The 22,118-nt window shown below is 72.8% G+C and carries 20 protein-coding genes; 11 read left to right on the forward strand and 9 right to left on the reverse strand.

Features of this window, described 5'->3' with window-relative positions:
- The first annotated feature begins 7 nt into the window (after positions 1-7).
- On the forward strand, positions 8-931 hold the full coding sequence (gene dapD, locus JQN70_RS10615; protein ID WP_204131314.1) for a 2,3,4,5-tetrahydropyridine-2,6-dicarboxylate N-succinyltransferase: 924 nt from the start codon (positions 8-10) through the stop codon (positions 929-931).
- 48 nt (positions 932-979) lie between these two features.
- Entirely contained in the window at positions 980-1,864 is an 885-nt protein-coding gene (locus tag JQN70_RS10620; RefSeq protein ID WP_204131315.1) for a hypothetical protein, read from the forward strand.
- Positions 1,865-1,913: 49 nt separating this feature from the next.
- On the opposite strand, the gene JQN70_RS10625 is transcribed toward JQN70_RS10620, so the two are convergent.
- The 4 genes from JQN70_RS10625 to fdxA all read right to left on the reverse strand — a co-directional run bounded on the left by JQN70_RS10625 (position 1,914) and on the right by fdxA (position 6,088).
- Positions 1,914-2,945: a hypothetical protein gene (locus JQN70_RS10625; RefSeq protein WP_204131316.1), complete on the reverse strand. Its 1,032-nt coding sequence runs from the start codon at positions 2,943-2,945 to the stop codon at positions 1,914-1,916.
- Positions 2,946-3,174: 229 nt separating this feature from the next.
- Positions 3,175-4,461 (reverse strand): citrate synthase, encoded by a 1,287-nt coding sequence (locus JQN70_RS10630; RefSeq protein WP_204131317.1) that lies wholly within the window; start codon positions 4,459-4,461, stop codon positions 3,175-3,177.
- A 147-nt stretch (positions 4,462-4,608) separates the two neighbouring features.
- Positions 4,609-5,757 (reverse strand): succinyldiaminopimelate transaminase, encoded by a 1,149-nt coding sequence (gene dapC, locus JQN70_RS10635; protein ID WP_204131318.1) that lies wholly within the window; start codon positions 5,755-5,757, stop codon positions 4,609-4,611.
- 4 nt (positions 5,758-5,761) lie between these two features.
- Complete coding sequence (fdxA, locus tag JQN70_RS10640; protein ID WP_030529541.1) at positions 5,762-6,088, reverse strand: ferredoxin; 327 nt, start codon at positions 6,086-6,088, stop codon at positions 5,762-5,764.
- Positions 6,089-6,109: 21 nt separating this feature from the next.
- Between fdxA and JQN70_RS10645 the strand changes: the two genes are divergently transcribed.
- Positions 6,110-7,171 carry a GNAT family N-acetyltransferase gene (locus tag JQN70_RS10645; protein WP_204131319.1) on the forward strand — a complete coding sequence of 354 codons (1,062 nt, stop codon included), beginning with the start codon at positions 6,110-6,112 and terminating at the stop codon, positions 7,169-7,171.
- Here the strand turns inward: JQN70_RS10645 and JQN70_RS10650 are convergent.
- Genes JQN70_RS10650 through typA form a run of 5 tightly spaced genes read right to left on the reverse strand, consistent with a single transcriptional unit; the run spans position 7,146 to position 13,995 of the window.
- Positions 7,146-8,882, reverse strand: coding sequence for a VanW family protein (locus tag JQN70_RS10650; RefSeq protein WP_204131320.1), 1,737 nt, complete (start codon positions 8,880-8,882; stop codon positions 7,146-7,148). The genes JQN70_RS10645 and JQN70_RS10650 overlap by 26 nt on opposite strands.
- A complete protein-coding gene (locus JQN70_RS10655) occupies positions 8,879-9,370 on the reverse strand; it encodes a flavin reductase family protein (RefSeq protein WP_307835921.1) in 492 nt (163 codons plus the stop codon). Before JQN70_RS10655 ends, JQN70_RS10650 begins: the two co-directional genes overlap by 4 nt.
- Positions 9,367-10,239, reverse strand: a complete 873-nt coding sequence (locus tag JQN70_RS10660) for a PIG-L family deacetylase (protein ID WP_307835922.1) — start codon at positions 10,237-10,239, stop codon at positions 9,367-9,369. Before JQN70_RS10660 ends, JQN70_RS10655 begins: the two co-directional genes overlap by 4 nt.
- Positions 10,236-12,089: an ABC transporter substrate-binding protein gene (locus JQN70_RS10665; RefSeq protein WP_204131321.1), complete on the reverse strand. Its 1,854-nt coding sequence runs from the start codon at positions 12,087-12,089 to the stop codon at positions 10,236-10,238. The genes JQN70_RS10660 and JQN70_RS10665 overlap by 4 nt, the downstream gene beginning before the upstream one ends.
- A 10-nt stretch (positions 12,090-12,099) precedes the next feature.
- Positions 12,100-13,995, reverse strand: coding sequence for a translational GTPase TypA (gene typA / locus JQN70_RS10670; protein WP_204131322.1), 1,896 nt, complete (start codon positions 13,993-13,995; stop codon positions 12,100-12,102).
- Between the two features lie 254 nt (positions 13,996-14,249).
- Here typA and JQN70_RS10675 point away from each other — a divergent pair, with 254 nt between their 5' ends.
- The 8 genes from JQN70_RS10675 (at position 14,250) to JQN70_RS10710 (ending at position 22,091) form a co-directional block, all read left to right on the forward strand.
- On the forward strand, positions 14,250-15,923 hold the full coding sequence (locus JQN70_RS10675) for an ABC transporter substrate-binding protein (protein ID WP_204131323.1): 1,674 nt from the start codon (positions 14,250-14,252) through the stop codon (positions 15,921-15,923).
- A 110-nt stretch (positions 15,924-16,033) separates the two neighbouring features.
- Positions 16,034-17,041 (forward strand): ABC transporter permease, encoded by a 1,008-nt coding sequence (locus JQN70_RS10680; RefSeq protein WP_204131324.1) that lies wholly within the window; start codon positions 16,034-16,036, stop codon positions 17,039-17,041.
- The gene (locus tag JQN70_RS10685) at positions 17,038-18,024 is read left to right on the forward strand and encodes an ABC transporter permease (protein ID WP_239111424.1); all 987 of its coding nucleotides are present in this window, start codon (positions 17,038-17,040) and stop codon (positions 18,022-18,024) included. The genes JQN70_RS10680 and JQN70_RS10685 overlap by 4 nt, the downstream gene beginning before the upstream one ends.
- Positions 18,025-18,031: 7 nt before the next feature.
- Positions 18,032-19,048 (forward strand): ABC transporter ATP-binding protein, encoded by a 1,017-nt coding sequence (locus tag JQN70_RS10690; RefSeq protein WP_204131325.1) that lies wholly within the window; start codon positions 18,032-18,034, stop codon positions 19,046-19,048.
- A complete protein-coding gene (locus tag JQN70_RS10695; RefSeq protein ID WP_204131326.1) occupies positions 19,045-20,250 on the forward strand; it encodes an ABC transporter ATP-binding protein in 1,206 nt (401 codons plus the stop codon). The genes JQN70_RS10690 and JQN70_RS10695 overlap by 4 nt, the downstream gene beginning before the upstream one ends.
- Before the next feature lie 56 nt (positions 20,251-20,306).
- A complete protein-coding gene (locus JQN70_RS10700) occupies positions 20,307-20,615 on the forward strand; it encodes a 4a-hydroxytetrahydrobiopterin dehydratase (RefSeq protein ID WP_204131327.1) in 309 nt (102 codons plus the stop codon).
- Positions 20,608-21,384 (forward strand): VIT1/CCC1 transporter family protein, encoded by a 777-nt coding sequence (locus JQN70_RS10705; RefSeq protein ID WP_434063748.1) that lies wholly within the window; start codon positions 20,608-20,610, stop codon positions 21,382-21,384. The genes JQN70_RS10700 and JQN70_RS10705 overlap by 8 nt, the downstream gene beginning before the upstream one ends.
- A complete protein-coding gene (locus JQN70_RS10710) occupies positions 21,384-22,091 on the forward strand; it encodes a type 1 glutamine amidotransferase (RefSeq protein WP_204131328.1) in 708 nt (235 codons plus the stop codon). The genes JQN70_RS10705 and JQN70_RS10710 overlap by 1 nt, the downstream gene beginning before the upstream one ends.
- The last annotated feature ends 27 nt before the right edge of the window (positions 22,092-22,118 follow it).

A 22,118-nucleotide genomic window follows, 5' to 3' on the forward strand; every position in this document is an offset into this window, starting at 1 on the left:
TGGGGCCATGACGCGCACCGCCTGGGGCCACGGGCTCCTCACGAGAACCCACGACGGCACCGTCCTCGACGCCTGGTACCCGGCCCCCGCGCTCGGCGAGCCCGACGGCTCCGACCTGCCCGCCGAGCTCACGGCGCTCGTCGGCGCCGACGACGTGCGCGGCGTCGCGCGCGAGGCCGTCACCGTCTCGGTCGACCTCGACAGCGCCCCCGCGTCCACCGAGGACGCCTACCTGCGCCTCCACCTCCTCTCGCACCGGCTCGTCGCCCCCAACACGATCGACCTCGACGGCCTCTTCGGCGTCCTGCCCAACGTCGTGTGGACGACCCAGGGCCCGTGCGCCGTCGACGGCTTCGAGACCACCCGGGCCCGGATGCGCGCCCGCGGCCCGGTCCAGGTGCTGTCGGTCGACAAGTTCCCGCGGATGGTCGACTACGTCCTCCCGTCCGGGGTCCGCATCGGCGACGCCGACCGCGTGCGCCTCGGCGCCCACCTCGCGAGCGGCACGACGGTGATGCACGAGGGCTTCGTGAACTTCAACGCCGGCACGCTCGGCACCTCGATGGTCGAGGGCCGGATCAGCCAGGGCGTCGTCGTCGGCGACGGCTCCGACATCGGCGGTGGCGCCTCGACGATGGGCACCCTCTCGGGCGGCGGCACGGAACGCGTGAGCATCGGCGAGCGTTGCCTGCTCGGAGCCGAGGCCGGGCTCGGCATCGCCCTCGGTGACGACTGCGTCGTCGAGGCCGGGCTCTACCTCACGGCCGGGACGAAGGTGACGCTGCCCGACGGCACGGTCACCAAGGCCCGCGAGCTGTCCGGGCAGGGCAACCTGCTGTTCCTGCGGAACTCGGTCAGTGGCGCGGTCGAGGCCCGGCCGCGCGACGGGCACGGCATCGTGCTCAACTCGGCCCTGCACGCCAACGACTGACGCCGTCCCACCCCGTCCGCCCACCCCTGACCCCCGGAGGACCACCCGATGCCGCGCACGACCCGTGGCGCCGTCACCCTCGCCGAGGAGCGACCCCGCACGCGCCGTCGGCGCTGGGCCGCGGGCGTCGTCACGGTCGCCGTGCTCGGGGTGGTCGTCGCCGGCGGCTGGATCGGCGTCCAGCGCCTCGTGCACGCCGTCACGGGCGAGCAGTGTCGCGTGACGGCGGCCGGCGCGGCCTGGGACTGGGCGCCCGACCAGGCGAGCAACGCGGCCGCCATCACGGCCATCGCCGTCAAGCGCGACCTGCCGCCGCGCGCGGCCTCCATCGCCATCGCGACGGCCATGCAGGAGTCGAAGGTCCGCAACGTCCGCTTCGGCGACCGCGACTCCCTCGGCCTCTTCCAGCAGCGGCCGTCGCAGGGCTGGGGCAGCGCCGAGCAGATCCTCGACCCCGAGTACTCGACGAACAAGTTCTACGACGCCCTCGAGAAGGTCGACGGCTACGCCTCGATGGAGATCGCCGACGCCGCCCAGGCGGTGCAGCGCTCGGCGGCCGGCGAGGCCTACGCGCAGCACGAGGGCAAGGCGCGCGCCACCGCGTCCGTCCTCTCCGGCCAGACCCACGCCGGCATCGGCTGCGCCCTGCGCGACCCGGACACCGAGGGCTCGCCCCAGGACGTCGCCGCCCTGCTCACGAAGGACTTCGGGCTGAAGGGCACGGTCGACGGCTCGACGGTGCGGGTCTCGGCGCCCTCGCGCGACCTCGCGTGGGCGGTCGGGTCGTGGGCCGTGGCCCGCGCCACCGACACCGGGGTCGTCGGGGTCTCGACCGACGGGCGCACCTGGACCCGGTCGATGGAGGACGCGGCACTCTCCTGGTCCCGCGACGGCGACGCCGGGCAGCGCGAGGTCGTCATCCGCCTCGCCTGACCCCGGTGTTCCCGACTTTGTGGGGCCCCGTCCTCCCGACACGCCGTGCTCACCCGTCGTCGGCGGGCCGGCGCAGACAGAGTCGGGGCGCACACCGACAGTCGGGCAGCTCCTCGTGGCAGACCCCGCAGGCCAGCTCAGCGCGGGAGGGGCCGGTCGGCGCCGCGGCGGCCACCCGGGCGGCCAGCGCCTGCCCGCTCCGGAGGTCGTGAGTGCCCCAGCTCGCGACCCCGAGCCCGACCTCGCGCAGCCGGTCCGCACGCACCGCAGCCGCCACCAACCGCCGAGCCACGGCATCGGGCGACGGGTCTGCTCCGTCGAGACCGAGGAACTTGCCCACCCCGTCGGCCTCGCCCACGACCCGCAAGCCCTGCCAGAGGTTGTCGACCCGTCCGATGAACGCACCACTGGCGCGGTCGCGCACCTCGACCTGCGGCAGTGGTGTCGGGAGCCAGCCGGAGAGCACCGCGACCGACGCCGACTCGAACCACGACTCGCGCCGCCCGTCGACCAGCCCGATGCCCCACCGTGCCGTCCGGACGCCCGGCCACCGGTGCTGCATCTGCCGGACGGCCACGAGCTCGCTCGGCGGCACGCCCCGGCGGACCACCGCGTCGGCGACCGCCAGCCCGTCGGTGCGTCGCAGGGTCCGCAGGCAGTCGACGGCCGTGCGGGCCAGGCCGGTGACGACGATGCCGTCGACGATGGTGACGTGCTCGTCGGGCAGCACGGACCGACGGACGTCGACCCACTCGGGGTCGTCGCTGGTCCGCCGGGCGCGGTCGATGGTGATGCTCACCGCGGCGGGGAGCCGCGAGGGCACCGGGAGGCCGTGGACCACGGCCGCCGAGACGTGGGTGACGACCCCTCCGGTCCAGCGGGTCTGCGCGTGCCGGGTCAGGGCGCGGTGACGCGTGACCTCGTCGGCGAGGTGCCACGCCACGGCGTCCGCGAAGACCCGCGGCGCCACCTCGAGGACGTCGTCGCGGCGCGACCGCAGGTGGAACTGGTGACGCGTCCATCCTCGACCCAGCGCGTCGGCCCGGTCGAAGGCCAGCGGCAGTCCGTCCAGTCCCCTCACCCGTGGACGGTCGCACCCCCTGCCGGTCCGTCGTCAGGCCCCGGCGTCACCCTGTGGACGACGCCACCCAGGGTCCTCCCTGTGGACGACGGGCGGGCAGCCCCCCCACACACACGCAGCGGACCTGCCCCACTGTGTGGGTGCAGGTCCGCTGGGGGGCGGTCGGAGCCGCGTGTCGGCCGGCTGGACCCCCACAAAGTCGGGGACAACCGGGGGGGAGGTGAGTGCCTCAGCGCTGGTCGATGGCCACGTAGTCGCGCTCGCCCTCGCCGGTGTAGACCTGCCGCGGGCGGCCGATCTTCGTCGTCGGGTCCTGGATCATCTCGCGCCACTGGGCGATCCAGCCGGGGAGGCGGCCGAGGGCGAAGAGGACGGTGAACATCCGCGTCGGGAAGCCCATCGACTTGTAGATCAGGCCCGTGTAGAAGTCGACGTTCGGGTAGAGCTTGCGCTCGACGAAGTAGTCGTCGGCGAGGGCGATCTCCTCGAGGCGCATCGCGATCTCGAGCAGCTCGTCACCGCCGCCGGTCTTCTCGAGGATCGTGTGCGCGGTGTCCTTGATGATCGCCGCGCGCGGGTCGTAGTTCTTGTAGACGCGGTGCCCGAAGCCCATGAGCCGGACGCCGTCCTCCTTGTTCTTCACCCGCTTCATGAACTCGTCGGTGGAGTACTCGGCGCTCTGGATGCGCTCGAGCATCTCGAGGACGGCCTGGTTGGCGCCGCCGTGCAGCGGGCCGAAGAGGGCGTTGATGCCCGCCGAGACCGACGCGAAGAGGTTGGCCTGCGAGGAGCCGACGAGCCGGACGGTGGAGGTCGAGCAGTTCTGCTCGTGGTCGGCGTGGAGGATGAGCAGGAGGTCGACGGCCTTGACGATGTCGGGGTCGATGTCGTAGGCCGTGGCGGGCACGCCGAAGGTCATCCGGAGGAAGTTCTCGACGAGGCTGAGGTCGTTGTCCGGGTAGAGGAACGGCTGGCCGATCGACTTCTTGTACGCGTACGCCGCGATGGTCGGCAGCTTCGCGAGGAGGCGGATGGTCGAGATCTCGACCTGCTCCTGGTCGAAGGGGTCGAGGCTGTCCTGGTAGAAGGTCGACAGCGCCGAGACCGCGGAGGAGAGCACGGGCATCGGGTGCGCGTCGCGCGGGAAGCCCTGGAAGAAGCCCTTGAGGTCCTCGTGGAGCATCGTGTGCTCGCGGATGCGGGCCTCGAAGTCGGCGAGCTCGGTGGGGGTCGGCAGCGACCCGTAGATGAGCAGGTACGACGTCTCGAGGAAGGTCGAGCTCTTCGCGAGCTGCTCGATGGGGTACCCGCGGTAGCGCAGGATGCCCGCGTCGCCGTCGATGTACGTGATGGCGCTGGTGCAGCTGGCCGTGTTCGTGAAGCCGGCGTCGAGGGTGACGTTGCCGGTCTCCTTGAGCAGGGCGGAGATGTCGTACCCGCTGTTCCCCTCGGTGGCGGGGACGAGGCTGAGGTCGAGCTGCTTGCCCGCGGCGTGGAGGGTTGCTCCGTCGGTCATGGCGCGATCCTTGGGTTCTGGGGGTTCTGGGGGGTCTGGGGCTTCTGGGCGTTCAGGGGGTTCTGGTAGGGCTCTCGGACTTCCTTCGACCCTACCCGCCGGTCAGGAACGCGAGAAACGCGGCCGACGTGAGATTCCCCGCTCCGGTCAGGCCAGCCGCCGAGCGGCTGCCGCGATGCGCTCGTCGGTCGCGGTGAGGGCGATGCGCACGTGCTCGCGGCCCGCGGGCCCGTAGAAGTCGCCGGGGGCCACGAGGACCCCCCGCCCGGCCAGCCGGTCGAGGGTGACCCGGGCCGGCTCCCCCGCCGTCGCCCAGAGGTAGAGACCGGCCTCGGAGTGCTCGACCCGCAGCCCGAAGGCCTCGACCGCCGGGCGCAGCACCGCCCGCCGGGCCGCGTAGCGCGCCTTCTGCTCGGTCACGTGCGCGATGTCGCCGAGGGCGGCGAGCAGGGCCCGCTGCACCGGCCAGGGGACGATCATCCCGGCGTGCTTGCGCACCTCGAGCAGCCGCCCGACGAGCGCGGGGTCACCGGCGACGAAGGCCGCCCGGTAGCCCGCGAGGTTGGACTGCTTGGAGAGCGAGTAGACGGCGAGCAGCCCCTCGTGCGACCCGTCGCAGACACGCGGGTCGAGGATGCTCGGTGTGGTGGGCGGTTCGGTCGAACCCGCCTCCCGCGGTCGCCAGTCGAGCTCGGCGTAGCACTCGTCGGACGCGACGACGACGTCGTGCTCACGCGCCCAGGCGACGACCTTCGCGAGGTGCTCGACGCCGAGGACCTGACCGGTGGGGTTGCCGGGAGTGTTGAGCCACAACAGCTTCGGCGTGGTGGCCGGGGTGAGCGGGCCGAGGGCGGCCAGCCCGTCGACCGCCATCGGCACGGCCTGCGCCAGCCGGGCGCCGACGTCGTAGGTCGGGTACGCGACGCGCGGGAACGCCACGACGTCGCCCTCACCGAGCCCGAGCAGGGTCGGCAGCCAGGCGACCAGCTCCTTGGACCCGATCGTCGGAAGCACGGCGGCCGGGTCGACGCCCGGGGCGCCGCGCCGTGTCTCGAACCACGCGGCCACCGCCTCGCGCAGGTCGGCGGTCCCGTGGGTCTGCGGGTAGCCCGGGGCGTCGGCCGCGGCGGCGAGGGCCTCCTGCACGAGCCGGGGCGTGGGGTCGACGGGCGTGCCGACCGACAGGTCGACGAGGCCGTGGCCCGCGTCGTCGCCGAGCGAGGGGTCGGAGAACGCGCTCGCCCGCTCCTTGGCGGGAGCGAGCGAGTCCCAGGGGAAGTCGGGGAGGGTCAGCACCCCGTCACTCGTCGTGCTCCTGCGGGGGGAGGTCGGCGATGATCGGGTGGTCCTTGGCGATGACGCCGAGCTTCGCGGCACCGCCCGGGCTGCCGAGGTCGTCGAAGAACTCGACGTTGGCCTTGTAGTAGTCGGCCCACTGCTCGGGCACGTCGTCCTCGTAGTAGATGGCCTCGACCGGGCACACCGGCTCGCAGGCACCGCAGTCGACGCACTCGTCCGGGTGGATGTAGAGGCTGCGCTCGCCCTCGTAGATGCAGTCGACGGGGCACTCCTCGATGCAGGCCTTGTCCTTCAGGTCCACACAGGGCTGCGCGATCACGTACGTCATGGCGCCCATACTATTCACGGCATGCAGACCCCGGAGGGCGGCCCGCCGCCGCACTCCCCGACCGTCCCGACGGCCGGGACGCGGGTCGTCGTGCGCCACCGGCTGCCCGCCCCCGACGCCCTCACCGGGGCCACGCTCACCGACGTCGTCGGCGTCCTCGTCCACGCCGACGACGAGCACCTCCTCGTGCGGACCCGCCGCGGCGAGGTGGGCGTGCCGCGGGCCGCGGTGACGGCCGTCAAGGAGGTCCCGCCGACCCCGTCGCGCCGTGGCGCCCCGCACCTCGCGCTGTCGGTCGAGGACCTCCAGCGGGTCATGGTCGGCGCCTGGCCGGCGGTCGAGACCGAGCACCTCGGCGACTGGCTGCTCCGCGCGGCCGACGGCTTCACCCACCGCGCCAACTCGGTGATGACCGCCGGCGACCCCGGCCGGACGCTGGCCGAGGCCGTCGACGTCGTCGAGGACTGGTACCGCGCCCGGTCCCTCCCCCCGGCGCTGACCCTCGCGGGACCTGTCGGCTTCGAGCTCGCGGGCGACCCGCTCGGCGCCCTGCTGCTGGCCCGCCGGTACCACCCCCGCGTACCGACGACCACCCTCACCGCGGCCGTCGCCACGGTGCTCGAGGTGGCTCCGACGTCCTCGGCGGTCGCGGTGACGACGTCGACCCGGTTGTCGGACACCTGGTTCGCGGCCTACGAGGGCTACCGCGAGGCGCCGGCGGGCCCGGCGCGGGCGGTCCTCACCGGGTCACCGGAACAGGTGTTCGCGACGGCCACGGACGGTGGGCGGGTCGTCGGCGTCGGGCGGCTCGGCGTCGCCGCCACCTGGGGCGGCGTCGCCGCGATGTGGGTGGACCTCTCGGCCCGGCGCCGGGGCGTCGCCCGCGCCCTGCTCACCGCCCTCGCCGACGAGGCGCACCGGCGCGGCATCCGGTCACTGCACCTGCAGACCGACACGGACAACGCTGCGGCACAGGCGCTCTACCGCGGTGCGGGCTTCGTGCCGCACCACGAGTACGTGACGCTCACCCTCGCCCGACACCGACCGGCCGGCCGGGTCAGGGAGCCTTCGTCGTGCAGGTGACGTCGTCCTCGGGGTCGTAGCGCGTCGTGAACGAGGAGGTCTTGACGACCTTCCCGCCCTGCTTGAGGATGCGGCCGATGTCGACCTTGAACCCGGGAACCGGGCTCTGCGGCTTGCAGGTCGGGCTGTCGTCGGTGATCTTCTTCGGCTGGACGATGTCGTAGCGGGCGCTCTTGGTGGCCTCGACGTCGTACTTCTTGGTCCCCCAGTACGACACGGTGATCGACGTGTCGGTCGTCGTCACCTCCATGAGGATGCCGCCGTCGGTGGTGTTGGTCCACTTGTTGTGCAGGTCCGGCCAGGAGATCGTCGCCTCGCGGCCCTCGGGGTAGCGCGAGATGTAGAACGAGTGCGCCTGCCACGCGTCGAGCTGCACGCCGGCGAAGAACGAGGCGTTGAAGATCGTCGTCGACACCTGCGAGATGCCGCCGCCGTAGCTCTCGGCGAGCCGGCCGTCGCGGATGATGCCGGCCTTGATGTAGCCCTTGTCCGGGGTCCGCTCGCCGAGGATCCCGTTCATGCTGAACTGCTCGCCCGGCGGCACGTAGGTGCCGTTGATGATCGACGCGGCGAGGCGGATGTTGTGCACGCGCGGTGCGCCGGCCTCGTAGAACGTCGTGAACGTCGAGATCTTCTCCTTCGGGAGGGTCTTCTTCGCGACGTCGGTCGTGAACTCGGGCTGGACCTCCTTGGTCGTCACCGTCGCGGTGCGCTGCGTCCCGGAGATGGCCGGCCAGACCGCGGCCGAGATCGACGCGTCGTCGAGCGCGGTGCCGACGGCGCTCGGCGCGACCGTGGGTTTGCGGTCCTTGAAGGTGACGACCGCGTCCTTGGCCTTCACCTCGACCTTCGCCTTCGTGGCCGCCGCGTGCACGATGGCGCGCAGCTTCTCGTCGTCGGCGCGCGGCGTGATGGTGCCGTCCTCGGCGGGCGTGAGGACCACGGCGGGTGCGAAGTCCTTCGGCGCGATCTGGAAGCTCTTGTCCCCCACCGCGACCGTGACCGGGCCCGAGACGGCGACGGCCGCGAACTCGTCACGGACGCGCTCGAGCTCCTTCGCCGCGACCTTCGTCGGGGTCTTCTGCGCCGCGACCTCCACCGACTCCTGCGCCGGCCACCACCGGCGCACGTTCGCCGCGGTGCCGGCGACGTCGGTGGTCGTGCCCTCGACCGGGGCCTTGTACGCGACCTTGCCGTCGGCGAGCGAGATGCTGCCCTCGGCGGGCTTCGCGTCGAGCTCGCCACGGGCCCCCTCGACGACCTTCTCGAAGGCGGCCTCGTCGACCCGGACGACGGCCGGCTGCTCGTCGCCGCCGACGACGTGGCGCCAGACGTCGGCGGGGGCGAGCGAGAACCCGGTGAGGGAGTCGACGGTGGCGGGCACGTCGACCGACAGCCCGGCGTCCGACGGCTCGACGCCGACCTTGCCGGCCGTCGAGGTGAGCGTGAGCGGGAGGGAGCCGGGGTCGCCGAGCGCGCGCTGGAGGGTGGCGCGGGCCTCGCCGCTGCCCTGGCCGCCGACGTCGACGCCCGCGACGGTCGTGCCGCGCGGGACCCGGTCTCCGGCCCACGCGGCGGTACCGGCGTACAGGGCGCCCGCGACGACGAGGCCGCCGAGGACCGCGAACGGCCAGCGCCGGGGACCCGGTGCGGGGTCGTCCCACGAGGGCTCGCGCTCCCACGACGCCTGGTCGAACAGCTCCTGGGTCATGCGATGCTCCCGTAGCGGCCGCGGTAGTGGACGAGGGCCGGCCCGACGGTGTCGGGCAGGCCGATGTCGAGGACCTCCCCGACGACGATGACATGGTCCCCCGCCGGGTGCACGGCGGCGGTGCGACACTCCAGGTGGGTCAGCGCGCCGTCGAGCAGCGCGACGCCGGTGTGCGTCCCCCGCGTGAAGGCGGCCCGGTCGAGCTGGCCGTGCAGCGGGCGTCCCCGGGTCGCGAACCACTCCGAGAGCGGCCGCTGGTCGGCGGCGAGCACGCTGACCCCCCAGACGCCGGCCGCGACGACGGCGTCGTGGAAACGGGCCTCGGTCTCGACGCAGGCGAGGACGAGCAGCGGCTCGAGCGACACCGACGTCACGGTGTCGGCGGTCATCGCGTGGTCGTGCCCGCCCTCGACGGTCGTGAGCACGCTGACGCCCTGGACGAGGCGGCCCATGGCCTGGCGGTAGAAGGCCGGGTCGAGGTCGCTCACGCTGCTCCTTCCGGGAGCGGCCGGCCCGTGGTCGGGTCGAGCCGCGCATACCCCTCCCGGCCGGCGAGCCGGAAGACGTGGTGGTTGGACAGGGCGTACCAGCCGTCGCCGACGACGACCTGGGTCTCGTGCGCCCGCAGCGCACGGGCCTGCCGGGGCACGACACCGGGGTCGACGACGGCGTGCGTGACGACCTCGTCCGGGACGACGTTCGCAGCGTAGGCGCTGTCCGGCCCGGGCAGGACCCACCCGGCGTCCGACGGGACGTGCGCGTGGAGCCAGCCGGTGTCCTCCTCCGCCCAGGAGAGGGGGGTGAGCGTCCCGTACAGGGGGACGGGGGACGCCGCGGCCGCGACCGCGGCCCGGGTCGCCTCGTGGGTGCGCACGTGGTCGGGGTGGCCGTAGCCGCCTCCGGCGTCGTAGGTCACGACGACGTCCGGCCCGACCGCGGCGAGGACCTCGCCGACGGCCTCGGCCGCCTCCGCGAGCGGCACCGCGGCCCAGGCCCGCGGGTGCCCGGCCGCGGCCGACCCGGCCATCCCGGAGTCCCGGAAGGCGGGCGGGTCACCGGCACCGGGCGCCCCGAGCAGGTGGTGCGTGACCCCCAGGGCGTCCATCGCCGCGGCGAGCTCGCGGCGCCGGTGCGCCGCGAGGGCCGGGCCGTCGCCCTCGAGGTGGGCCAGGGCCGGCGGGATGACCTCGCCCTCCTCGCCGAGCGTGCAGGTGAGGACGTGCACCTCGTCACCGCGCGCGACGTGGTGGGCGATCGCGACGCCGGTGGTCAGCGTCTCGTCGTCGGGATGGGCGTGCACGAGGAGGAGGCGGCCGGGGCGGTCGCCGGGACGCCCGTCCTCGAGCAGGCCCCTCACGGCACGACCGCGATGTCGGCGAACTCGACCACTCCCCCGAGCACCCCGTTCGCGGACAGGTTGCGGACGTCGGACCCGGCGACGTAGAGCGCCCGGCGCTCGGCGAGCCCGATGTAGGCACCTTGCTGGAGCAGCCGCCGGTCGACGTCGGCCCAACCGCGCTCGCGGGCCTCGTGGTCGGCGACCGAGGAGGTCTTCGCCATCTGCTCGTCGAGCTCCTTGTCGGCGAAGTAGCCGTAGTCACGGCCCGGCCCGGAGGCGGTGATGTTGATGGCGCTGTCGAAGAGCGGCGGGAGGACGGTCGAGCCCGAGGCCCACGCGGGTGCCCAGTTCGACCAGAACACGTCGACGCCCTCGGCGGTGCGCGGGTCGGCGATCGTCGAGAAGTAGTCCTCGGTGACGGGCTTGGTCTGCGGGTCGAAGCCGGCCTGGCGCCAGCCGGCGACGAGGGCCGCCATCGCCTTGTCGGCCGTCGGGTCGCTGCGGTAGGCGACCGTGAACGTCACCGGCGTCGTGACGCCGGCCTCCTCGAGGAGGGCGCGGGCCTTCGCCGCGTCGCCTCGGGTGCCGGCGGCGACGGGGTCGTCGTCGTGGGCGGCCGGCACCGCGCGCGGCAGCAGCGAGACGGCCGGGTCGGCGGCGGTGCCGCCGCCGATGGCCGTCACGTAGGCGTCGCGGTTGGTCGCGGCGGCGAGCGCGAGCCGCACCTTCTCGTCCTTGAACACCTCGCTGCGGGTGTTCGGCACGAGGTAGTCGACGACCCCGGTGAGGGGGTTCACCGAGCGCTCGCGCAGGCTCTCGACGGCGGTGATGTGCTGCTGGATCGCCGGTGGCGCCGACCCCAGGGACACCGACACCCGCCCGGTCGCGTTGTCGGCCATCACCTGCTGGGCCACGGCCTGGGTGTCGAGACCCTCCTGGTAGTGGATCTCATCCGGGTAGGCCTTGCGCACGGGGTCGCTGGCGGCCGACCAGTGCGGGTTGCGGACGAAGGTGCCCCCGCGGCCCTGCTCCCAGGTGCCGCGGAGCATGTACGGGCCGGCGCTGAAGACGTCGTAGGTGCCGTCGGCCCGGCGGTCGACCGACTTCTTCACGGGTCCGAACGCGGGCTGCGCGAGCATCTCGGCGAAGTCGCCGGTCGGGGTGCTCAGCGTGAAGGTGATGGTGCGGTCGTCGCAGGCCACGGCCTTGTCGAAGGCGGCCTGGCCCTTCTCGGCCGCCGCTCCGGTGGCGTACGGCCCGGCGTAGGTGCTCGTGCCGTCGGCGTTGCGGGGCACGGCGAGCACGGCGAGGGCGTCGGTGGGCCCGCCGGTGACCTCCTTGGTCGCGAAGGTCCGGGAGATGCCGTAGGCGACGTCCTCACAGGTGACCGGGCTGCCGTCCTGCCACTGGACGCCGTCGCGCAGGACGAAGGTCCAGGTCTTGAGGTCCTTGCTCGGGGTGCCGGCGTCGGTGGCGAGGTCGCCGACGACCCTCGACTGCGCGCGCGGGTCGGTCGAGGGGGCGTACGCGGTGAGCGTGCGCGCGAAGACCCGGCCGGCGAAGGCCATGTCCGCGCGGGCCGCGATGCGCTGCGGGTCCCACGCGCTGACCGGCCCGAGCGAGAGGGCGTTGAGCCGCCCGCCCCGGGTGTCGACGCGGTCGCCGACCGCCGAGGACGGGAGCGTCTCGGGGTTCGGCTCGCTCGAGCGCTGGCGGACGAGGACGACCCCACCCGCCACGAGGGCGGCGAGGACGACGCCGACGACGACCAGCAGGCGGACGGGTCGCCGCCGGGACCGCCGGCGCTGCGAGCGGCGGGTCGGGGTCTCGGGGGTCGCGTCGGGGGTACGGCGGTCTCTCCTGGCCATGCGGTGGGGGTCAGCTCCTCCTGGCCCGGGCGGCGGCGCGGGCGCGCAGGGTCTGGTCGAGCTCGACCTTGCGGATGCGCACGGCCTCCGGGGTCACCTCGACGCACTCGTCCTCGCGGCAGAACTCGAGCGACTGCTCGAGCGAGAGGGCCCGCGGCGGCGCGAGCCGCTCGAGCACCTCGGCGCCGGCGGAGCGCACGTTCGTGAGCTTCTTCTCCTTGGTGATGTTGACGTCCATGTCGTCGGCGCGCGAGTTCTCGCCGACGATCATCCCCTCGTAGACCTCGGTGGTCGGCGGGATGAACAGGGTCCCCCGCTCCTGGAGGTTCATCATCGCGTAGGCGGTCGCCGGCCCCGAGCGGTCGGCGACGAGCGAGCCGCTGATCCGCGTCGTGATCTCGCCGAGCCACGGCTCGTAGCCCTCGAACACGTGGTTCGCGATGCCCGTGCCGCGGGTGTCGGTGAGGAACTGGGTGCGGAAGCCGATGAGCCCGCGCGAGGGCACGAGGTACTCCATCCGGACCCACCCGGTGCCGTGGTTGGTCATCTGCTCCATCCGGCCCTTGCGGGACGCGAGCAGCTGGGTGATCGCGCCGAGGTACTCCTCGGGGGTGTCGATGGTCAGCCGCTCGACGGGCTCGTGGACCTTGCCGTTCTCCTCGCGGGTGACGACGACCGGCTTGCCGACGGTCAGCTCGTAGCCCTCGCGGCGCATCTGCTCGACGAGGATGGCCAGCGCGAGCTCGCCGCGGCCCTGGACCTCCCAGGCGTCCGGGCGCTCGGTGGCGAGCACGCGCATCGACACGTTGCCGATGAGCTCGCGGTCGAGGCGCTCCTTGACGAGGCGCGCGGTGACCTTGGCGCCCTTGACCCGGCCGGCCATCGGGCTGGTGTTGATGCCGATGGTCATCGAGATCGCCGGCTCGTCGACGGTGATGGGGGGCAGCGGGCGCGGGTCGTCGAGGTCGGCGAGGGTCTCGCCGATGGTGATGTCCGGGATCCCCGCGACGGCGATGATGTCGCCCGGGCCGGCGGACTCGGCCGGCTTGCGCTCGAGGGCCTGGGTCATGAGCAGCTCGGTGATCTTCACCGGGGTGATCGAGCCGTCCTTGCGGCACCAGGCGACCTGCTGGCCCTTGCGGATCGTGCCGTTGTGCACGCGCAGCAGGGCGAGGCGGCCGAGGAAGTTCGAGGCGTCGAGGTTCGTGACGTGCGCCTGGAGGGGCGCGTCGGAGTCGTACGAGGGCGCCGGGATGGTCTCGATGATCGTGCGGAACAGCGCCTCGAGGTCCTCGTCCTCGGGCAGCGCGCCGTCGGCGGGGCGGGTGAGCGAGGCGCGGCCGGCCTTGGCCGAGGCGTAGACGACCGGGAAGTCGAGCTGGTCCTGGTGGTGCTCGGCGTCGACGAGCAGGTCCATGAACAGCTCGTAGACCTCGTCGACGACCTCGGCGATGCGGGCGTCGGGACGGTCGACCTTGTTGATGCACAGGACGACGGGCATCTGCGCGGCGAGCGCCTTGCGCAGGACGAAGCGGGTCTGGGGCAGCGGCCCCTCGGAGGCGTCGACGAGGAGCACGACGCCGTCGACCATCGACAGGCCGCGCTCGACCTCGCCGCCGAAGTCGGCGTGGCCGGGGGTGTCGATGATGTTGATCGTCATGCCGTCGGTGAGCCCGGCGTCGGCCGCGGCCTTGCCGGCGTACCGGACGGCGGTGTTCTTCGCGAGGATGGTGATGCCCTTCTCGCGCTCGAGGTCGCCGCTGTCCATCGCCCGCTCGTCGACGTGGTCGTGCTCGCCGAAGGCCCCGGACTGCCACAGCATCTTGTCGACGAGCGTGGTCTTTCCGTGGTCGACGTGGGCGACGATGGCGACGTTGCGGAGGTCGTCGCGGCGGGAGGCAGACATGCCCACCAGTCTCTCAGGGATTGCGCCTGCCACCGAATCGGGTGTAACGCCGCACGGGCGACGGCGCCGGAAGGCTTCCGGTCGCCGTTCGGTCTCACTTGGGTAACCACTGGGATGGGAGCGTTCCCCCGAGCGGATTTGCTGGCTAGGGTCCGTGCAACCGCGGACGGGAGGGGCGACCCTGCCGTGCGTGGACCTCAGCCGCCCGACCCGGGCGGCCCGAGTGATCGCACACCCAAGCGAGGTTCACACTGATGACACTCAAGCGCACGGCGCCACTCGTGCTGCTCACGGTGGCTGCCCTGAGCATGTCCGCGTGTGCCCAGTCCGACCGGGACTCCGGTAGCGACGGCGGCACGAGCGGCGGCGACGTCAAGGACACGTTCACCTTCGGCGCCGCCGGCGCCCCCGACGTCTTCGACCCGCTGTACGCGACGGACGGCGAGACCTTCCGGATCACCCGGCAGATCCACTCGGGCCTGCTGGGCATCAAGCCGGGGACCGCCGACATCCAGCCCGAGCTCGCCGAGAGCTGGACCCCGTCCGAGGACGGCCTCAGCTGGACGTTCAAGCTGCGCCAGGGCGTCAAGTTCTCCGACGGCACCGCCTTCGACGGCAAGGCCGTCTGCTACAACATGGACCGGATGTACAACCAGAAGGGCGCCGGCCAGACCGCCGCCGAGTACTGGACGTACTTCTTCGGCACGTTCAGCGACGACCCGTCCGGTTCGCTGTACAAGTCGTGCGAGGCCCCCGACGACACCACGGCGGTCATCAACGTCACGCGCACCACCTCGAGCTTCCCGACGATCCTGTCGCTCGACTCGTTCTCGATGCAGTCGCCGACCGCGCTCGAGAAGGGCGACGCGAACAACGTGCAGTCGGCCGGTGAGGGCTTCACCTACCCGGAGTACTCGAAGAACCCGGTCGGCATCGGCCCGTACAAGATCTCGAAGTACGACGAGGCGAACAAGACCGTCGCCCTCGTGGCCAACGAGAGCTACTACGGCGAGCAGCCGAAGACCAAGAACCTCGTCTTCAAGATCATCCCCGACGAGAGCACCCGCCGCCAGGAGCTCCAGGCCGGCTCGATCGACGGCTACGACCTGCCGAACCCGGTCGACTGGAAGGGCCTCAAGGACGCCGGCAACAAGGTCGAGGTGCGCCCCGCGTTCAACATCCTCTACCTGGGCCTGAACCCCGAGCGGAACCCGAAGCTCAAGGACCTCAAGGTCCGCCAGGCCATCGCCTACGCCCTCAACCGGGACCAGATGGTCAAGAGCCAGCTGCCCGAGGGCGCCCAGGTCGCCTCGCAGTTCATGCCCGACACCGTGTCCGGCTACAACACCTCGCTCCAGCCGTACGCGTACGACCCGGAGAAGGCGAAGTCGCTGCTCAAGGAGGCCGGCGCCGAGGGCATGACCCTCAAGTTCGCCTTCCCGACCGAGGTGTCCCGGCCGTACATGCCGGACCCCCAGAAGATCCACGCCGCGTTCACCAAGGACCTCGAGGCCGTCGGCATCAAGGTCGAGCAGGTGAGCAAGCCGTGGAACGGCGGCTACCTCGACGACGTGTCCGCCAACGGCGCGTACGACGCGTGGCTGCTCGGCTGGACCGGTGACTACAACGCCGCGGACAACTTCCTCGGCACCTTCTTCAGCGACCTCAAGGGCAACGACTTCCACACGAGCGTCATGCCGTGGGGCAAGACCCTGTCCGAGGACCTCAAGAAGGCCGACGCCATCGTCGACGAGGGCGAGCGCGAGGCCGCCTACCAGGACATCAACAAGCGCATCGCCGAGGAGTACCTGCCGGGCATCCCGGTCAGCCACTCCCCGCCGGCGCTCGTGACCAGCGGCAAGGTGCAGGGCCTGACGGCCAGCCCGCTGACCGCCGAGATGTTCGACACCGTCACGGCCGGCAAGTGACCGCCCGCGGGTCACATCCCGCGAGCACATCCGTATAGGGTCGGTGGCCGCCCCGAACATCGAGGTTCGGGGCGGCCACTGCCGTCCACCGGAGACACCAGGAGCCCCCGTTGGCGAGATTCATCATCAGACGACTCCTCCAGATGGTCGGGGTGGTCTTCGTGCTCTCCCTGCTCCTCTTCTTCTGGCTGCGCTCCCTGCCGGGCGGCACCGTCTCGGCGATCCTCGGTGAGCGCGCCACCCCCGAGACCCGGGCCGCCCTCACCAAGGCGCTCGGGCTCGACCAGCCGATCTGGGTCCAGTACGGCAAGTTCCTCGGGCGCGCGGTCCGGGGCGACTTCGGCGCCTCGACCAAGGTGCTCCCGGGCGCCGACGCGTTCGACATCTTCCTCACCCGCTTCCCCGCCACCGTCGAGCTGAGCTTCTTCGCGCTGCTCATCGCCGTGGTCCTCGCGATCCCCCTCGGCTACCTCTCCGCCCGCCGGGCCAACAGCCCCCTCGACAGCGGGCTGGTCATCGTCTCGCTCGTCGGGGTCGCGGTGCCCGTGTTCTTCCTCGCCTTCCTCCTCAAGTACCAGCTGGCGGTCGAGCACAACGTCTTCCCGGTCTCCGGGCGCCAGGACAACCTCAACTGCACGCGGGTCACGAACTTCTTCGTCCTCGACGGGCTGCTGACGCGCGAGCTCGACTGCTCGGTGAGCGCCCTCAAGCACCTCGTCCTGCCGTCCGTGGCGCTCGCGACCATCCCGTTCGCGGTCATCTACCGCATCACCCGGGCCTCGGTCCTCGAGGTGCTCGGCGAGGACTACGTGCGCACGGCCGAGTCCAAGGGCCTGACCGCCCGGGTCATCCGCGGCCGGCACGTCCTGCGCAACGCGCTGCTGCCGGTCGTCACGACCATCGGCCTCCAGACCGGCGGCCTGCTCGCGGGCGCGGTGCTCACCGAGAAGGTCTTCAACTGGGGCGGCATCGGCAACGCGCTCGCCGACGCCTTCCAGTTCCGCGACTACTCGGTCCTCCAGGTCCTCATCCTCGCGGCGGCGGGCATCTACGTGATCATCAACCTGCTCGTCGACATCTCCTACGCCGTCATCGACCCGAGGGTGAGGACCCGATGAGCCCGGCCAACCCGATGAACCGCCGCAAGGACCGGATCGACGAGCTCGCCGCCACCTCCGGCGGCGGCACCGCCACGCTCGTCCGCGAGGCCGGGGCCGTCGACGAGAAACCCGGTGTCTCGCTCATCGCCAGCGCGTGGAAGCGGCTGCGGCGCAACCCGGTGTTCCTCATCGGGGCGACGATCAGCCTCCTCTTCGTCGTGCTCGCCCTCGTCTCGCCGTTCATCGCCCCGCACGACCCCGCGGTCGGCTACCTCCTCGACAAGGTGCGCCCCCAGAGCAACCCCGTGCCGGGCCCGGAGCCGGGCTTCCCGCTCGGTGCCGACGACGTCGGGCGCGACCTGCTCTCCCGCCTCATCGTCGGGAGCCAGCAGACCCTCCTCGTCGGCGTCGTGGCCACGCTCTTCGGCCTCGCCGGCGGGCTGGTCCTCGGCATCCTCGCGGGCGCGTTCGGCGGCTGGGTCGACGCGCTCGTCATGCGCGTCGTCGACGTCCTGCTCTCCATCCCGTCGCTGCTGCTCGCCTTCTCCATCGCCGCGCTCGCCACCCGCGCCACCCAGCTGACGGTCATCATCGCCGTCGCCGCGGTGCAGGTGCCGATCTTCGCCCGGCTGTTGCGCGGGTCGCTGCTCGCCCAGCGGCACAGCGACCACGTGCTCGCCGCCCGGGCCCTCGGGGTCACCGAGCGGGCGGTCGTCTTCCGGCACATGCTCCCGAACGCGCTCGGGCCGGTCATCGTCCAGTCCACCCTCGTGCTCGCGACGTCGATCATCGACGCCGCCGCGCTGTCCTTCCTCGGCCTCGGCAACCCCAACGACCGCCGGCCGGAGTGGGGCCAGATGCTCGGGCGCGCCCAGCAGTACATCTACGACTCCCCGCACCTCGCCGTGTACCCGGCGCTGTGCATCATCTTCGTCGCGCTCGGCTTCACGCTCATGGGCGAGTCGCTGCGCGAGGCCCTCGACCCCAAGAGCAGGAGGTGACCCGCCGATGACCGCCACGGCGACCACACCCCGCACGCACCGGCACGGCGACGAGCCGCTGCTCTCCGTCCGTGACCTGCGCGTCACGTTCACCCGCCAGGGCGAGGAGCCCTTCACCGCCGTCGACGGCGTCTCCTTCGACGTCCGGCCCGGTCAGACCGTCGGCCTCGTCGGCGAGTCCGGCTGCGGCAAGTCGGTCACCTCGCTGGCGATCATGGGGCTGCTCCCGACCCGCGGCAACCGGGTGGAGGGCACCGCCACCTTCGACGGCACCGACCTGCTGCGGCTCTCCGGGTCCGACATGCGCGACCGGCGCGGGCGCGACATCGCGATGATCTTCCAGGACCCGCTCTCCTCGCTGAACCCCGTCGTCCCCGTCGGACGGCAGGTCACCGAGGTCCTCGAGCGGCACCGCGGGATGTCGCGCAAGGCGGCCACGCCGCTGGCCCGCGACCTGCTCCAGCGGGTCGGCATCCCCGACCCCGACCGCCGGCTCAAGGACTACCCGCACCAGATGTCCGGCGGCATGCGCCAGCGCGCGCTCATCGCGATGGCCCTGGCCTGCGCACCGCGGCTGCTCATCGCCGACGAGCCGACGACGGCCCTCGACGTCACCATCCAGGCCCAGATCCTCAGCCTGCTCAAGGAGCTCGTCCAGGACACCGGCACGGCGCTCGTGATGATCACCCACGACCTCGGCGTCGTCGCCGGGCTGTGCGACGAGGTCAACGTCCTCTACGGCGGCCGGATCGTCGAGCGCGGCGAGCGTCACGAGCTCTTCGCCGAGCCCCGCCACCCGTACACGAACGGCCTGCTGGCCTCCATCCCGCGGCTGGACTCCGAGCGCGCGCCGCTGACGCCCATCCCCGGCTCGGTGTCCGACAACCTGCCGTGGACCAGCGCCTGTGCCTTCGCGCCGCGCTGCTCGCAGCCGGTCGAGGTGTGCACCCGGCAGACGCCGGCGCTCGAGGAGTCCGCCGGCCGGGCCCTGCGGTGCTTCAACCCCGTCGAGGTGACCCGATGACGACGACCACCGAGCCCACCGGCACCGCCCCCGAGGCCGACGAGCGCGAGCTGCTCGTCGACGCCCGCGGCGTCAAGGTGCACTTCCCGATCAAGCGCGGGGTGGTGTTCGACAAGGTCATCGGCTACGTCTACGCCGTCGACGGGGTCGACCTCCAGATCCGCAAGGGCGAGACGTACGGCCTCGTCGGCGAGTCCGGCTGCGGGAAGTCGACCCTCGGCAAGGCGATCCTCAACCTCGAGCCGCCCACCGACGGGTCGGTCGTCGTCGACGGCACCGAGATCGCCTCGCTCAAGGGCGCCGAGCTCCGGAAGCGCCGCAAGGACTTCCAGATGGTCTTCCAGGACCCGATGAGCAGCCTCGACCCGCGCCAGTCGGTCGAGTCCCTCCTCGTCGAGGGGATGAGGGCCCACGGCCTCGCGACCGACGACAAGGCCACGGCGAAGCGGCTGCGCGAGCTCTTGGCGGCCGTGGGCCTGCCGGCGGCGGCGCTCAAGAAGTACCCGCACGAGTTCTCCGGTGGCCAGCGCCAGCGCATCGGCATCGCGCGCGCCCTGGCGGTCGAGCCCAAGCTCATCGTCGCCGACGAGCCGGTCTCGGCCCTCGACGTGTCGGTGCAGGCCCAGGTCATCAACCTGCTCGAGCAGCTCCAGGACGAGTTCGACCTCACCTACCTCGTCGTCGCCCACGACCTCGCGGTCGTCCGGCACATCAGCGACCGGATCGGGGTCATGTACCTCGGCGGCCTCGTCGAGGAGGCCACCGCCGACGACCTCTACGCGCAGCCGCTGCACCCGTACACGCGGGCGCTGCTCTCGGCCGTGCCGCTGCCCGACCCGGCCGCCGAGGACACCCGCGAGCAGATCCTCCTCGTCGGCGACCTGCCCTCCCCCTCGCGCCCGCCGGCCGGGTGCCGGTTCCACACCCGGTGCCCGTGGCGCCAGGAGACCCGCTGCGACACCGAGCGCCCCGAGCTGCGCGTCGTCGAGGTCGACGGCGTGCCGGCGTCGCACCGGGTCGCCTGCCACTTCGCCGAGGAGATCGCGCGCGGCGAGATCCAGCCGCACGAGGTGGCGCCGACGGCGACGACGCAGGAGTGGCACGGCTCGGACGACGGCGACGCCATCGGCCCGGCGTCCCTCGCCGAGGCCCAGGCGATGGCCAAGCACACCGAGAACACGGCCGGTGCCGGCGGCTTCTGACGGGGTGAGGCTCACCTGACGTGCCAGCGGAGCGCGTGGTGGCCGATGATGGCGGGATGAGCCGACTCCTCACCGACGACGAGGTCACCCGCCAGCTCGCCGACCTGCCCGGCTGGGCGCGCGAGGGCGACGCCATCGTGGCCTCGATCGAGGCCCCCGACTTCCCGGCGGCGGTGCGCATCGTCGTCGCCGCGGCCGACGAGGCCGAACAGATGAACCACCACCCGGACATCGACATCCGGTGGCGCACGACGCGCTGGCTGCTGAGCACCCACGACGCCGGTGGGCTCACCCAGCTCGACATCGAGCTCGCGCACCGCATCTCGGCGGCCGCGCGGGCCGAGGGGGCCGAGCTCGGTGGCTGACGGCGCGACCCCGTCGACCGCCCCGCTGGACCCGGCGGCCGTCGACCCCGAGACCGCCGAGGCGCTCGACGGGCACCACGAGGCGCACGACGGGTCGATGGCCGCGCGCCTGAACTGGCTGCGGGCCGGCGTGCTCGGCGCGAACGACGGCATCGTCTCGACCGCCGGCCTCGTCATCGGCGTCGCCGCGGCCACGACGGACCGCGGCCCCGTCCTCACGGCCGGGCTCGCGGGGCTGGCGGCCGGCGCGATGAGCATGGCGGTCGGCGAGTACGTGTCGGTGAGCACCCAGCGGGACTCCGAGCGGGCCCTGATCGCCAAGGAGATCCGCGAGCTGCGCGACGAGCCGGACGCCGAGCTCGCCGAGCTCACCGGCATCTACGAGTCCAAGGGCCTCTCCCCCGCGCTGGCCCGCCAGGTCGCCGTCGAGCTGACCGCCCACGACGCCCTCGCCGCGCACGCCGAGGTCGAGCTCGGCATCGACCCGGAGAACCTCACCAACCCCTGGCACGCCGCGTGGGCCTCGATGGTCGCGTTCACGGTCGGTGCCCTGCTGCCGCTCGTCGCGATCCTCCTGCCGCCGCTCGGCTGGCGGGTGCCCGTCACCGTCGTGGCGGTCGTGCTGGCCCTCGCCGGTACCGGGCTGGTCAGCGCCCGGCTCGGGGACGCCGACGCCCGGCGCGCCACCGTCCGGGTGGTCCTCGGCGGGCTGCTCGCGATGGCCGTCACGTTCGCGATCGGGTCCCTCGTCGGGACCCAGGTCGGCTGATGGGTCGACGGCTCCTCGTCGTCCAGCACGAGCCCGACGACCCGCCCGGCTGGCTCGGCGAGTGGTGGGAGGCGCTCGGGGTCGAGCTGACCGTCGTCCGGGGCTTCCTCGGCGAGGCGGTGCCGACCCGGCTGGCCGGCACCGGGGCCGACGGGCTCGTCGTCCTCGGCGGCGCGATGGGCGCGAACGACGACGCCGAGCACCCGTGGCTGACACCGACCAAGGAGCTCGTCCGCGACTCGGTGCGGCGCGGGCTGCCGGTGCTCGGGGTCTGCCTCGGGCACCAGCTGGCGTCCGTGGCGCTCGGGGGCCGGGTGGGGCGCAACCCGTCGGGGCGCACGGTCGGGGCGGTGCCCGTGGCGCTGACGGCCGAGGGGATGGGCGACCCGCTGCTCGCGGGGCTCGGCGGGTCGCTCGCGGTGCACTTCAACGACGACGTCGTGCTCGACGTGCCGCCCGGCGCGAGCGTGCTGGCCCGGCTGCCCGACGGTCGGCCGCAGGCGCTCCGGCTCGGGCTGCGGGCGTGGGGCGTGCAGTTCCATCCCGAGACCTCGCCCGAGGTGTTCGCCGACTGGCTGCGCTGGGAGCGCCCCTCCGGGCTGACCGACGCCGACCGGGAGGTGCTCGCCTCGGTCGAGGCCGCCCGGGACGCGCTCCGGGAGGCCTGGGCCCCCGTCGCCGAGCGCTTCGTCGCCCAGCTCGCCTGACCCGCGCTCGCCCGCCACGCGAGCGGT

The sequence above is a fragment of the Phycicoccus sonneratiae genome (assembly GCF_016887965.1).
GTDB lineage: Bacteria > Actinomycetota > Actinomycetes > Actinomycetales > Dermatophilaceae > Phycicoccus > Phycicoccus sonneratiae.

Excerpts from the sequence above, each read along its gene's own strand:
- JQN70_RS10695 (WP_204131326.1), top strand. The coding sequence starts at position 19,045 with ATGACGACGACCACCGAGCCCACCGGCACCGCCCCCGAGGCCGACGAG.
- JQN70_RS10645 (WP_204131319.1), top strand. The coding sequence starts at position 6,110 with ATGCAGACCCCGGAGGGCGGCCCGCCGCCGCACTCCCCGACCGTCCCG.
- fdxA (WP_030529541.1), bottom strand. The coding sequence starts at position 6,088 with ATGACGTACGTGATCGCGCAGCCCTGTGTGGACCTGAAGGACAAGGCC.
- JQN70_RS10690 (WP_204131325.1), top strand. The coding sequence starts at position 18,032 with ATGACCGCCACGGCGACCACACCCCGCACGCACCGGCACGGCGACGAG.
- JQN70_RS10620 (WP_204131315.1), top strand. The coding sequence starts at position 980 with ATGCCGCGCACGACCCGTGGCGCCGTCACCCTCGCCGAGGAGCGACCC.
- JQN70_RS10665 (WP_204131321.1), bottom strand. The coding sequence starts at position 12,089 with ATGGCCAGGAGAGACCGCCGTACCCCCGACGCGACCCCCGAGACCCCG.
- dapD (WP_204131314.1), top strand. The coding sequence starts at position 8 with ATGACGCGCACCGCCTGGGGCCACGGGCTCCTCACGAGAACCCACGAC.
- typA (WP_204131322.1), bottom strand. The coding sequence starts at position 13,995 with ATGTCTGCCTCCCGCCGCGACGACCTCCGCAACGTCGCCATCGTCGCC.
- JQN70_RS10700 (WP_204131327.1), top strand. The coding sequence starts at position 20,307 with ATGAGCCGACTCCTCACCGACGACGAGGTCACCCGCCAGCTCGCCGAC.
- JQN70_RS10710 (WP_204131328.1), top strand. The coding sequence starts at position 21,384 with ATGGGTCGACGGCTCCTCGTCGTCCAGCACGAGCCCGACGACCCGCCC.
- JQN70_RS10630 (WP_204131317.1), bottom strand. The coding sequence starts at position 4,461 with ATGACCGACGGAGCAACCCTCCACGCCGCGGGCAAGCAGCTCGACCTC.
- JQN70_RS10675 (WP_204131323.1), top strand. The coding sequence starts at position 14,250 with ATGACACTCAAGCGCACGGCGCCACTCGTGCTGCTCACGGTGGCTGCC.
- JQN70_RS10685 (WP_239111424.1), top strand. The coding sequence starts at position 17,038 with ATGAGCCCGGCCAACCCGATGAACCGCCGCAAGGACCGGATCGACGAG.
- JQN70_RS10650 (WP_204131320.1), bottom strand. The coding sequence starts at position 8,882 with ATGACCCAGGAGCTGTTCGACCAGGCGTCGTGGGAGCGCGAGCCCTCG.